8 protein-coding genes and 3 pseudogenes are annotated in these 12,892 nt (G+C 36.0%); 4 read left to right on the plus strand and 7 right to left on the minus strand.

The features are described 5' to 3' along the window. On the plus strand, positions 1–951 hold a 951-nt coding region (locus tag ACFIL3_RS03515), incomplete at its 5' end, for a tyrosine-type recombinase/integrase (protein ID WP_375647779.1). 202 nt (positions 952–1,153) lie between these two features. Here ACFIL3_RS03515 and ACFIL3_RS03520 read toward each other — a convergent pair. The 7 genes and pseudogenes from ACFIL3_RS03520 to ACFIL3_RS03550 form a co-directional block, all read right to left on the minus strand. Then, positions 1,154–1,347: pseudogene (locus tag ACFIL3_RS03520) on the minus strand (helix-turn-helix transcriptional regulator). Positions 1,348–1,419: 72 nt separating this feature from the next. Next, positions 1,420–2,043: pseudogene (locus ACFIL3_RS03525) on the minus strand (lambda exonuclease family protein). A 483-nt stretch (positions 2,044–2,526) separates the two neighbouring features. Beyond that, positions 2,527–2,844 (minus strand): phage integrase central domain-containing protein, encoded by a 318-nt coding sequence (locus ACFIL3_RS03530; RefSeq protein ID WP_375640912.1) that lies wholly within the window; start codon positions 2,842–2,844, stop codon positions 2,527–2,529. Then, positions 2,841–3,056, minus strand: a pseudogene (locus ACFIL3_RS03535) (integrase); the annotation flags it as partial. The pseudogene ACFIL3_RS03535 and the gene ACFIL3_RS03530, both read right to left, overlap by 4 nt. Positions 3,057–3,739: 683 nt before the next feature. Then, positions 3,740–4,666 carry an outer membrane protein gene (locus tag ACFIL3_RS03540; RefSeq protein ID WP_375681404.1) on the minus strand — a complete coding sequence of 309 codons (927 nt, stop codon included), beginning with the start codon at positions 4,664–4,666 and terminating at the stop codon, positions 3,740–3,742. 560 nt (positions 4,667–5,226) lie between these two features. Next, positions 5,227–5,499: a hypothetical protein gene (locus ACFIL3_RS03545; RefSeq protein ID WP_375675692.1), complete on the minus strand. Its 273-nt coding sequence runs from the start codon at positions 5,497–5,499 to the stop codon at positions 5,227–5,229. Further along, positions 5,493–7,868: a mechanosensitive ion channel domain-containing protein gene (locus ACFIL3_RS03550; protein WP_375681843.1), complete on the minus strand. Its 2,376-nt coding sequence runs from the start codon at positions 7,866–7,868 to the stop codon at positions 5,493–5,495. Before ACFIL3_RS03550 ends, ACFIL3_RS03545 begins: the two co-directional genes overlap by 7 nt. Before the next feature lie 180 nt (positions 7,869–8,048). Between ACFIL3_RS03550 and ACFIL3_RS03555 the strand changes: the two genes are divergently transcribed. From ACFIL3_RS03555 to ybaL, 3 genes are all read left to right on the plus strand, one after another. Then, the gene (locus ACFIL3_RS03555) at positions 8,049–8,426 is read left to right on the plus strand and encodes a hypothetical protein (RefSeq protein WP_375613487.1); all 378 of its coding nucleotides are present in this window, start codon (positions 8,049–8,051) and stop codon (positions 8,424–8,426) included. Positions 8,427–8,517: 91 nt separating this feature from the next. Continuing rightward, positions 8,518–11,031 carry a protein translocase subunit SecD gene (gene secD / locus ACFIL3_RS03560; RefSeq protein ID WP_375620802.1) on the plus strand — a complete coding sequence of 838 codons (2,514 nt, stop codon included), beginning with the start codon at positions 8,518–8,520 and terminating at the stop codon, positions 11,029–11,031. A 99-nt stretch (positions 11,032–11,130) separates the two neighbouring features. Further along, positions 11,131–12,882, plus strand: coding sequence for a YbaL family putative K(+) efflux transporter (gene ybaL / locus ACFIL3_RS03565; protein ID WP_375613485.1), 1,752 nt, complete (start codon positions 11,131–11,133; stop codon positions 12,880–12,882). The last annotated feature ends 10 nt before the right edge of the window (positions 12,883–12,892 follow it).

Below are 12,892 nucleotides of genomic sequence, written 5' to 3' on the forward strand. Positions count from 1 at the left end.
CGCATTAGAATACGCGGTACCTATGGAACGCAAGAGTTTGTTGATAACTACAAAAGCGCACTTGCCGAGTTACAAGGACTTATACTTCCTAAATCAAAAACCGGTAAACTTGTTGAAGGGTCATTTGCATGGCTGCTTAAACAATACTTTAACAGCGTTCATTGGCATAGCCTTGCTAAAGCTACGAAAAGACAAAGAGAACTTATCCTTATGAAGGTATGTGATGCTATAGGAAACATTCCATACAGAGAAATAAAGAAATCACATATTACAGCGGGTGTTGAACGCCGCAAAGAAAAACCAACAGCTGCCCAAAATTTTCTAAAAGCACTTAATGGACTTTTTAATTGGGCGATCGATCAAGAACTTCTGGAGAATAACCCAGCTTTAGGAATAAAAAGACCTCCTCTCAACAACAAAGATGGATTTGCTGTTTGGACAGAAGAAGATGTTGAAAAATATTATCACCATTGGTCACATGGTTCACATGAACGCGTCTGGATTGATGTTCTTCTTTACACGGGTTTGCGTCGTGGTGATGCGGTCCGCATTGGTTGGAACGATGTCAAAGATAATATCATTCATCTCAAGACAGAGAAAAGTAAATTCCAAACAGATGTTTTTCTACCCATTTTGCCTGAATTAGCAGAAACTCTAAAAATTGGTCCTATTGGAAATGAAACATTCATTTGCGGAAAAAACGGAAATAAACTCGTAAAAGAAAGTTTTGGCAACCTTTTTCGTGAGGCTTGTAACGTAGCGGGAATCAAAAAATCAGCACATGGCTTAAGAAAATTAGCAGCAACACGCGCCGCTAATTCAGGTGCAACAGTATCACAACTCAAGGCAATTTTTGGATGGACCGACGACAACATGGCATCTCTTTATACAAAAAGCGCAGATCGCAAAAGGCTAGCTATAGAAGCGATAAAAAAGCTCCAAAAAAAATGAGGGATAGTGCTATAAAAAACATTAATGGAATCAATAATGATAAATTTCCCCCATATCGCAATAACTCATTTATTTTATTTAAAATTATTGAAACTCTTTTGGGCACCATTTTGTATCTTTAACACATTAAATATATAGATTTTTTCTTTAAAGAGCTATTTTAAGACCAACTTTTAGACCACCTTCTACGGTTTATACAACTTTAGCTAATTTGTTCCTTATTTTTCTTTGGAGTGAAGGATAAGATCTCTTTCTTTCTCCATCTCACTGCTCTCCCTAGCTTATATAGCTCTGGCCCCCTTGAAGCACCCAATTACGAATCGTGGTTGTGGATACACTAAAAAACTTTGCACACTCACGTGTTATTACATATCCATCTCCATCATCAAATATCATCTCATTACCTTTCTCTTTTTTATATTAATTAAATGGGCGGGGGTGCTGGGAGGAGAGAGCACCCCCATAGGTTTAAGCAGCTTTTGTCAAAATCTTTTGCATCTCTTGTTCTATTTCCCCTAAAAAGATTTCGACAGCTTTATTAATCTCTTCAATGTGTTTCTCATCGCGGTTGACGCGTTTGATTTTCATTCTCAAACCAGTAGATTTGCCTACAAAGTTTGGATTATAGCTCATGAAATCACACCATTTGCGTCCAGTGCATGCCATTTGGAATTGCACCTGTGCGATATATTCAGGCTTGATTTCGTCATACATAAAGAAGCGCAAATGCGTGGTTGATTGTGGACATTTGACTTCGATTAAATCGTCCTCTCCAATCAACCCATCAGGACTTGCCCCCGCCATTTCCATTTTTGGGTGTGGGATAAACCCGCATCTTGTGACTTCTGCGTCATAAATGAATTCATATTCTCTTAAGGCATTCTCTTCATGTTCAATGCCCCATTGCATAGCAGGTGTTGTATAAGATTGGCTTATTTCCCCTATTAAGCGTTCTGTCATGAGTTTCGTTTTGTAGTCTTCATATTTGCTTGTAGGAAAACCTTTTGCTGTCTTACTGAGTACGTTGTAAACATTTTAAGCAGTGACTTTCCCTAGCCTTGCTTGAAACCATTCCGCTGTTCTTTGTTCCATCTCACACCGCCGTTCCCTGTTCGTGTGGCGTTGCTATATCGGTATCTTGTATAGTAGAATCTGTTTCTACCTTTTGCCTGTTTTGTTTATCTTTCAAAAGATGTAACACCGTTTGTGCTTATACTTCAGACATATATCAAGCTTTTTAACGTTGTCTCTGCTATCCAGTCCCGCAGAATCGATCTGAAACCATGAAGTCTATAATCAAAACCTTTGTCTTTCATGAATTTAGGAAGTGCTACATCAGATATAGGCTTTCCAAAACTCTCAACAAATAAAAAACCATTTTTTTGCTTTTTCAATAACAGCAAGCGCTTCAGCTGTAAGCGGCACATGAAAATCAGAAACCTTTCCAACAATTCTCTTCATATTTTCTTTTGGGATAATCCATATTGATCCATAAATCTCTAAATATGCCTGATTGGTATAAAAAACCGTCAAAATAAGAAGTTTTAAAGCTAGATGTGATACAAGCTCATCATTTTAAGATTGAAAAAACTTAGGCATTTCTTTCCATGGCATAGCTGGAATATTTTGGGTATTTTGAATAAACTTTTCTAATAAAGCTTTTGCTTTTAATTGCATATCCACATCTATACCAAGTGCCACCGCATGTTTTATAGCTATATTCAAGCGGGATAGAGCTTTACTTGCTGTTTCGTTTTTTGTTTTCCAAATAGGAAAAATGCATCCTTTTATATCAATTTGCGTCAGTTCAATGATTGGCGTATCATCAAGTTTAGGAAAAACATGTAACTCAAGAGGTGTTAACCAGCTTGCTGCTTTTCCTTCATTTTTCAATTCGTTTTTTTGGTTTCAAAAGCACTAGAGGCAATTTCTCGTAAAGAAATCCCCCCTGCCCGACGCAAATTTTCTTTTTGTTTTCGGCGAATCGGGTCAATTCTTTGATCTAAACGATCACGACAAGCTAAAGCTTTGAACAGTGCTTCTTTTAAAGATACATTGCGACAAGAGCCTAATCCCATTTCTCGTCGTCTTTTATTGAGGTCAAACCTAAAAACCCATCATCCTTGATCTGGTGTAGTTTTGATAAGCCATAAACCAGCTCTGTCAGCATATTTTCCTTTAGATAGATTTTTTACAGATAAGATAGACGGTCTATCACGTTCTTCGAACCACCTTTTAAAAACCACCTTTTGAATTGCACTTGGAGCACTTTCATCTGGTACCAAGATTATATATAAAAGGCAATTTAATAAATAAAATAAAATAAAAACAATTAGTTATTAAACAGAAAAAAGATAAACTGTGCTATCAGGTGATATTGTAGAGAGTTCTAAGGGAAGAAAAAATTGTTGCACAAACGTGCACGCCGTCCGCACCACTCTATGTAAATTTTCTTTATTTTCTCATTACTTAGATAGTAAAAACTCTCTTTAAGTTTACTGTTTGCAACTCTATAACGGTATTATAAAGTGATAACTGTAATAATATGAAAGACGAAGCAATCCTTCTTTGCCAATAAATGTTTCAACCACACCTCGTGAACTAAAAATTTTTTATTCTTAACAATTAAGAATCTGAGTAACTCTTCCTTACCTCCTCATTCTCACTCAAAGTCAAAGCCCCCTTTTTTTTTACCATAAAATAGTGTTTACAATGCATAAAATTAAAAAATAAAGGCCCTATCAAAGAAATAGGACCTCTTAAATTTAAGCTCCTTTATCCTACAAAATTAGAATTTGTAAGCTATTCCTGCGCGAAAATCATTCGTCTTATACTTAACTTCAATCTCGTCTTTAAATTTCCTTTTACCAAAATCTGAGTAACGATATTCCGCACGCACAACAAGATGGTCTGTCATTGCAAAATCAACACCACCACCGAGAGTATAACCAATCATCGTTTTTGTTACATCCGATGTCCTATTAAATGGCTCACCTCCCGTAATTACTGTCGACAAAATATCCTGAAACTGTCCATAAGCAACACCACCAGCAATATAAGGCATCACACGCCCTGCAGAAAACCCAACACGCACCCGTGTAGCACCTGTCCATTTTTGTTTTAACGTATGATTAAAAGTTAAACTGTCTTTCTCTTCTTTATCCTCTGCAGAAGAGCGAGAAAAGCCTCTGCCCTGTCTCCTGACAATTTTTGCCTTTTTTCGACTTTTTTCTTCTGTATCTAATTCCTCAGTATCACTACCCGATCCTTCAGTGCCCAATCCTTCAGTTCCACCAGCACTCGATTCATCTGCATGAAATCTTGTTTTTGTATCCTTTTTTTCCGTTAAAATGATATCCGTATCAATCCCCATAATAAAATTATTACCGAGATCAAAATTAACACCCGCATAAAAACCACCTATAAACCCAGAAAGATCGGGCATATGCTGTTTCTCGACAGGTATCCATGGTTTACTTTTACTCCCCTCATCAGGATAGAGAGGAATATTAACATCAGGCACTGTTGCAGAAATCTTACTTGAAAAGCCACCAACTTGCCCCCCGAAATAAACACCTCCCCAAGAAAAAGGTGAAGAAGCAACAACTTCTGAGGCAACATGTACTGGCTCTTCGTGAACCACCACATCTGCAGCCTGTACTATAGAAGGTGAAATCAAAGAAAAAACAGATGCTGTTATAAATTTTGTATTCATAAAATTATACCCCATTGCTAAATTTAAATATAATCAAAAATCACATTTAGAAAAACAAAGTTTTATAAAATCTTATGCTGCAAAATCGCATGTACTCCTTTATAGTTACATTTAAATCTATTACTATATTAATATATCATTACATCAAAATTTAATATTATCAAATAAATTTTAAAATATTATAATAATGATTACTTAAAATAATAAATATTTAATAAAAATACCTATTATCTTGTCAAAAGAAGGAAATATAAAACATTTTGTATTAAAATTACCGCAAAAAAATCACAAAATAGTATACTTTATGCCTTTTTTCATGAAAAAATTCTAAAAATGATGTAATTATTTTTAGAAAATCGATGTTCATTAACAATACTATAAATACCTCAATATTCTTACATCCAAAATGCATACTGTAGATTCTACATAGTATAAAAAAACATCCATTTTATACTAAAATCATAATTTTTTTTACCATTTTCTAAAGGATGAGATTATTAATTACACACAATATCATTATCCTTCTAAATCTTGTCCCCAAACAAAAATTCTCAATCATTTTATTTAAAAATTGCTCTTCCCCTACTGATTTCTATATTATCATCTGCCTTTATTGCAAAACGGTCTTTATTAGGAAAAGTTATAAAACATCCCTTCATACAAATTGTAATTGTTTGATGAGTATTTAAAGAAATTTTTGAAGGTATACTTCCTTCAACAACAATAAGAGATTGCATCTTTAAATCAGTATTCTTCACTGTTGCAGCAAAAGCTGTTATGGTAAAAATACTTAATAGAATAACTGTAATCAAAATATAAGTATATTTCAGCATTCTAAGATTCCTTCCTCAGCAAAACGCTTATATAGGCTAAATTGAAGAGCATTGGTTACATGAGAAGATGAGGTAATATTAGGCACATAAATAGCCAAATTAAAGGAAAAACTCTTACGATCAAATGCTGTAAAACTCACCTGTGGGATAGGATTTTTTAAAACGCCTTCTGTCGCAGAAGCAATCTCTAACAAAATTTCAGCAACATGCTCTGGAACAACCTTAGATGATACAGTAACTGGTATATCAATTCGTCCTACTTTATTACGTCGTGTCCAATTACTAACGTTGTTATTAATAAGGCTTGAATTGGGAATAATAATCGTCTTACGCTGAATTGTCTCAAGTTCCGTTGCACGCACACTAATACGCTTAACAACCCCCCCTACTGATCCAGATTCTATATAGTCCCCTATTTTAAATGGTCTTCCAACTAAAATAATAAGTCCAGAGACAAAGTTTTGGACAATATTCTGTAAACCAAAACCTATACCAAGTGAAAGTCCTCCAGCAATAAGAGCGAAATTTCTAAGATCCAAACCTGCCATTGATAATCCGGTCAAAGAAGATACAACAACGCCTCCATAACTTATCACTGTTTTGATAGAATTACGTATACCAGAATCGAACTCTCCATGAACCAACACCACATTATCTAACCAACCAATAAATCGGCGAATAAGAAACCAGCAAACACAAAAAGAAATAATTCCTGTTACAAGAGAAATCAAAGAAAGACTAATATTTCCAATCTGAAAACCGGTCACCGATTGCCACAAAACTGCTTTTAAATCAGAATAGGAAAATCCAAACTGTACAGCAATTGGCATTGCACAAAATATAACAACAAATAAATTGAGAAAAACGCTCACAAAAACTCCCAATTGATTCATCGTTTTTTCTTCTAAATGAAACCTCTGCATCAAAAGATGACCAACCGTTGTTTTCATAAATTGGTCTTTAGTTCCAAGTGCTTGAGCGCTTTGTATTCCTAAATACATGAGAACTAAAAATGCTCCATCAATCATAATTTGCTGCGTAATAAAACGCGCAAGTCCAACGTAACCTAAAAAATTCAATACAAAGAGCAGTAACCCCAAGCCAATAAGAGGAATGCGTATATAAAATGGCCAAAAGTATGGCTCTTTTTTTTCTTCTTGAACACGCCTACGTCTAAACCGCAAAGGTACAAATGATATTATAAATAGCAATATCGCTACAAGAAAAACAGCAATAAAACTTTTAGCAATTGTCAAAGATAGAGGCGCTGAAATGATTTGATAAATACTATCAAGAACAGCGTCAAATGCCAAAATACCCCCTAAAGAAGTGAGTAAAATCACTAATTGATAAGCAGACGATGGTGCAATACTGAGAAGACGCACATGGGGCCGATTCGATGATAGAAGAACAACAGCTAATCGATTGATTAAAAATAATAAAATAATTTGACAACCTATCATATCAAAAACTATTGTAAGCTTACCTGGATCTAAGTTAAAACTACGAAACAAAAACAACACAAGGTAAACGCAAAAAATACAGATAAGTGAAGGTAAGAGAACTGAAATAAAGGCGATCAATAAGCGTTGTAAATAAGATATTTCCTCATTAGACTTCGTAAAGTGGCAATACACATGAACAAGAACTTTTTGAGAAAAATACGAAAGTCCCAAAGTAATAAAAAGTGGAATTAAAAAGCAAAGAAATAGTTGTAAAAACTTGAAGTAAAATATAAAATTCCACCAAGAATTTAACAACACAAGAAAATCTGATGAAGCCTCTTTTGTTTTTTGGGCGAGATGTTTAACCATCGGAATCGAAAACTCAAGCCTATACGTAAGCGTGCGTTTAAAAAGCTCCCGAGATTGAGAAATAGAAAGTTCAGCTATTCTATTTGCCGCTAAGAAAATTGCTTCAAAACGAAGCATGATACTGTTAATTTTAGCTTTTTGCTCTATCAAATAGGAATATTCCTTCACAGAGCTTTTCAGTTTTTTCACGTCACGATGGAGCTCCATTAATTGATCAAGAAGTGTATTAATCTCATTAAGAGGAGGACGCAAAACAAATGCTGCCTCAATAGCACGTTCACTGATATCTTGTGCACGTAACCGTAATTCTTCTAAAGCACGCTCATCTTCTGGCTTTCTGTCAAAATCTCTTTTTAAAGTTTCAGTATTTTCTTCAAGAGTCTTAATAATCAACTGTTGTTGCAGAATAATTTCATCAACTGAATAAGAAGCTATCGTTTGTTCGACAATTGTATTTTGTGCCCCCCTATTACCCCATGCACCAGAATTAAATACAAAGATAATCCCCAAAAGAAGGAAAAGTATGTGGATGTTTTTTCTACAAAATGAATACATATCTACCTTATGAGCACAAAAGGGATTTTATTTTTCTCTTTTAAATATGGTATAAAGTAGATATTTTCAACTTTTATAGAATAATCTTATAAAAGCTTTCCCTTATCCTATAATACTGGTAATAAGATAAAAGAATGATAAATAAGCTGAACTCAATAAGATTAAAGAAGGCACTCTAGCATGTTTTTTTTGCACCTTTATTGCAAAAAAGAAGATTTTCTTCCTTTGACAACTTGGATTTTTCTATCCAGTTTAGGTGTATTCTTGACGAGCAACCTAGAAACGCGTGCTTATTTAATCAAACAATCACACACCAATAATGTCATTAAAACGAATAGATTTGATTTACATCATAAGTGTGATCAGGTGAATGTTACCACAACTGAAAACAAAAAACTTGTAACACTCCATACAGAATCTATTTTTATGAGGACCTTTCAAAAAATCCTAACATTGGATTTCTTTTTAATAAAGATTCCAGCTGTTGACACACGATTTCGTAACGTTAAAACACAATATTTCTCAAATAAACGCGCTCCTCCCAATGAACATACTTAATTCTCTTCCTTGAATATAAAAACGATCATCTTATTTTACTTGTGCTTTTAACTTTGAATAACTGTTAGATTGCCTATTTACGGAATATATCATGCGTACACCTGGTTGGTTAACTACCCTTTATTGTTTTATTCTTTTAAGCAGCATTTATGTTGCCTTACCCAATTTATTTTCACACGAACAAGTTAAAAACTCGAAATTCTTACCCGACACCCGTGTAGCACTTGGTCTTGACCTTCAAGGAGGCTCTTCTCTCCTGCTCGAGGTTGATAGCAAAACGTTAAAACGCGATCAGTTACATATAGTTTTAAGCAATGTGCGCAATGTATTGCGTGAAAAACAAATCCGCACCTCAAGTGTGCGTATCGTTGAAGATAGCGTTATTGCCCTTATTTCTGACCCATCGCAAACTGAAAAAGCACTCTCTGCTTTGAAAACATTAATAACCCCCATACACAGTAGCTTTGGCACAACAGAACATAACATCACGATCAGTGCTCAAAATGAAACTCTCCGCGTCACATTAACAGAAGCTGGTATAAAAGACCGTGTCAGCAATGCTATTGAACAAAGCTTAGAAATCATCCGTCGTCGTATAGATCAAGTTGGTGTTTCAGAACCAGCCATCCAAAAGGTCGGAAATGATCGTATTATGGTCCAATTGCCTGGACTACAAGATCCAAAACAACTGCGTGATCTTTTAGGAACAACCGCTAAGATGAGTTTTCATCTTGTTCCTTCTAATGTGGACCCCAATAACCCCCCTATAGGTGTTTCTATTCTCCCTGGATACACTGATGCAACACAACATTATGCAATTTATGATCAAATTGCTTTAGATGGAAATGTCCTGAAAGATGCCCGTGCAGGTTTTGACCCCCAAATACCAGGACGTTCCATTATTTCATTTACGCTAGATTCCGCTGGTGCAAAAATATTTGCCGATATAACACGACAAAATATTAACCGTCCTTTTGCCATTGTTCTGGATAATAAAGTTTTAACCGCTCCGACCATCAATAGTGTCATTCCCAATGGACAAGGTCAAATTACAGGAAACTTTGACCCCAAAGAAGCCTCAACTCTGGCTGCTCTGCTTCGTGCTGGTTCCCTCCCCGCACCACTCACGGTCATTGAAGAGAGAACCGTAGGTCCAAATCTTGGTGCTGATGCTATCCAAATGGGACTTTACACCGGCATAATTGGCTTTATTCTTGTTGCAATTTTTATTTTTCTTCTCTATCGTATTTGGGGATTAATTGCCAATATAGCACTAGCTCTGCACACAATTTTAACATTTGCTGCACTGAGTCTTTTGGGAGCTACGCTTACGCTGCCTGGTATTGCTGGTATTATTTTAGGCATCGGTATTGCCGTTGATGCTAATATCCTTATCAATGAACGTATCCGTGAAGAAAGTCGAAAAGGTGTGGGTGCTTTTGCAGCCCTAGATCGTGGATTTAAACACGCTTTTGCAACCATTGTTGATGCAAATGTTACAGCAATTATAGCGACCGTCTTACTATTTTGGTTCGGGACCGGTCCCGTTCGTGGTTTTGCCGTAACAATGTTGCTTGGTATTATCATCTCCATGTTTACAAATATCACCATTGTACGCATCATCATGATTTGGATCGTTCGTAAATGGAAAATTAAAAAATTGCATATTCACTCTGCTTTCAACATCATGCCACAAAACACAACTTTCCACTTTATGAAAGCACGTTTCATTGGTATTGGCGTCTCAATTGTTTTATCAATGGCTTCAGTTTTTCTCTTTTTTAAGCCTGGATTGAATTTTGGTATTGATTTCATTGGCGGAAGCCAAATGAGTATTACCACGAAAGGACCAGCAGATCTAGCAACTCTGCGTTCCAAGCTTTCTACTCTTAATATTGGTGAAGTTACCTTGCAAAATATTGATAACGAAAATACCGTATTAATTCGCATGCAGAAACAAAGCGGTGGCGAAGCACAACAAACCACCGCCATTGATAAGGTCAAAACAGCTGTACAAAATATCTATCCCGATACCACATTCGATCAAATAGAAGTTGTTGGTCCCAAAATTTCAGGTGAGCTTGCCACAGCTGCTTTTACTGCTGTTATTCTTGCGGCTATTGCCATGTCTCTCTATATATGGTTACGCTTCGAGTGGTTCTTTGCCATTGGAGCAATTATCACTCTCATTCTAGACACCACAAAAATGATTGGCTTTTTTGCTTTATTTCAATTTGATTTTAATTTAACGGCTATCGCCGCACTCTTAACAATTGTTGGATATTCTATAAATGATAAAGTTGTCGTCTATGATAGGATGCGCGAAAATATGCGTCTTTATAAAAAAATGCCGTTGCGCGAGCTGATTGATCTGTCAATTAATCAGGTTCTTGTACGTTGTTTTTTTACATCAGCCACAACAATTCTTGCGATGCTCCCCATGGCGATATGGGGTGGAAGTGCTGTTCATAATTTTGCATTACCCATGGTCTTTGGGATTATTATTGCAACATCATCCTCTATCTTTATTGCTGCTCCTATTTTACTCCTGCTAGGAAATTGGTGGCGTGAGCGAAATAATCGTGCAAATATCAAAGTGAAATAAAAATGCCCTTTAATGCGTATGGTACATCTCGCCTCTCTTCTCATAGAAATATAGTCGTTTTCATTCATTCGCTTTTTGATCAAGAATAGTAAATAATCCATGCTCCACGACACACCACTTATCACAACTATTGTTGCAGGCTTATGTTTAGCATTTCTCTTGGGAATGATTGCTAGCCGTTTACGTATTTCACCCCTTGTAGGCTATTTGTTAGCTGGTGTTATTGTGGGACCCAATACAGGCGGATTTAAAATAGATTCCGTCATCATTAATCAACTTGCTGAAATTGGTATTATTTTGCTGATGTTTGGTGTTGGGCTCCACTTTTCATTAAAAGACCTTTTATCTGTCAAAGCTATTGCTGTCCCCGCTGCTATTGCACAAATGGCATTTTCTACTTTTCTAGGTTTGTGCCTTGGTCTGATTATGGGATGGGGCTTTAGTGGTAGTTTGATTTTCGGTCTTGCTTTATCCATAGCAAGTACCGTTATCCTGCTACGTGCTTTGCAAGAGCGTCATCTTATTGAAACAGAAAAAGGACGCATTGCCGTTGGATGGTTGATTATTGAGGATTTAGCAATGGTCCTTATACTTGTCCTCATCCCTTCCTTGGCAAGTGCCCTCAGCAATACCAAAAAAGAAGCGTTGGATCCTCTTGTTCAATGGTTGGATTTAAGTATTTGGGGTATTTTTGGTCTCACCATCCTGAAGGTAATTGTATTTATTGCACTTATGCTCGTCATTGGGCGACGCGTTATCCCATGGCTTTTAAAAATGAGCGCACAATCGGGATCACGTGAATTATTTCGTCTTAGCGTCTTTGCTATTGCATTAGGAGTAGCTTTCGGAGCCGCTCATTTATTTGGAGTTTCTCTTTCTCTTGGTGCTTTTTTTGCTGGTATGGTCATGAGCGAATCAGAATTAAGCCACCGTGCCGCGGAAGAATCTTTACCACTGCGCGATGCTTTTTCTGTTCTCTTTTTTGTTTCTGTAGGCATGTTATTTGACCCCGAGAAACTCTTAACTCATTTTTTCCCTCTCTTAGCAACCTTATTCATTATCGTAATCGGAAAATCTGCTGTTGCCTTTTTCATCGTTAAAGCTTTTCGCTATTCTAATGCAACAGCTTTGACTATTTCTGCAAGCCTTGCCCAAATCGGAGAATTTTCCTTTATCCTTGCTGGTTTAAGTTTAAGCTTAGGACTTTTAAACAATGACGCTCATGATTTAATTCTTGGAGGAGCAATTTTTTCTATTTTGCTCAATCCTCTTGTTTTCATTGCCTGTAATAAAATTAAAAAACGTCTAGAAAAAAATTCTGCATCTTCACAAAATACCCAAACAATTATTGATATTGATCCACAAGATCCTGACCAAGATTTTTTACCGATGACCTTAAAAAACAACCATATCGTAATTATTGGCTATAGTCGTATCGGTAAGTGTGTTGCATTATCTTTAATAAATAGAGGTGAACCTATAGTGATCGTAGAAGAATCAAAACGCCTCTCTGATAAAGCGATTGCAGATGGCTTTGAGGCTATTTGCGGCAATATCATTCAACAAGAAATAATGAACGCAGCAAATATAAATAATGCACATAAAGTTGTTATTACAATGCGAAGTACCATTGAAGTAGGAGAATGTATCGTGAATATCCGTGATATGAAGAAAGATATCCAGATAATCACACATGCATTATCCGACACAGAAACAACATATCTCATTGATTTAGGTGCTGATGTTGTAGTAACAGATGATGAAGAAATTGCCAATGGTATTATAGAGTATATAACAGAACGAAGATCTGTAAGGAATATGCTCAATCATGAAAATTTACAGAAAACATAAAATGGATACA

Origin of the sequence: Bartonella sp. CE47NXGY (genome assembly GCF_042195415.1) — a bacterium.
Classification (GTDB): Bacteria; Pseudomonadota; Alphaproteobacteria; order Rhizobiales; family Rhizobiaceae; genus Bartonella.

Coding starts and splice junctions, on each gene's coding strand:
- ACFIL3_RS03540 (WP_375681404.1), bottom strand. CDS start 4,666: ATGAATACAAAATTTATAACAGCATCTGTTTTTTCTTTGATTTCACCT.
- ACFIL3_RS03545 (WP_375675692.1), bottom strand. CDS start 5,499: ATGCTGAAATATACTTATATTTTGATTACAGTTATTCTATTAAGTATT.
- ACFIL3_RS03550 (WP_375681843.1), bottom strand. CDS start 7,868: ATGTATTCATTTTGTAGAAAAAACATCCACATACTTTTCCTTCTTTTG.
- ACFIL3_RS03555 (WP_375613487.1), top strand. CDS start 8,049: ATGTTTTTTTTGCACCTTTATTGCAAAAAAGAAGATTTTCTTCCTTTG.
- secD (WP_375620802.1), top strand. CDS start 8,518: ATGCGTACACCTGGTTGGTTAACTACCCTTTATTGTTTTATTCTTTTA.
- ybaL (WP_375613485.1), top strand. CDS start 11,131: ATGCTCCACGACACACCACTTATCACAACTATTGTTGCAGGCTTATGT.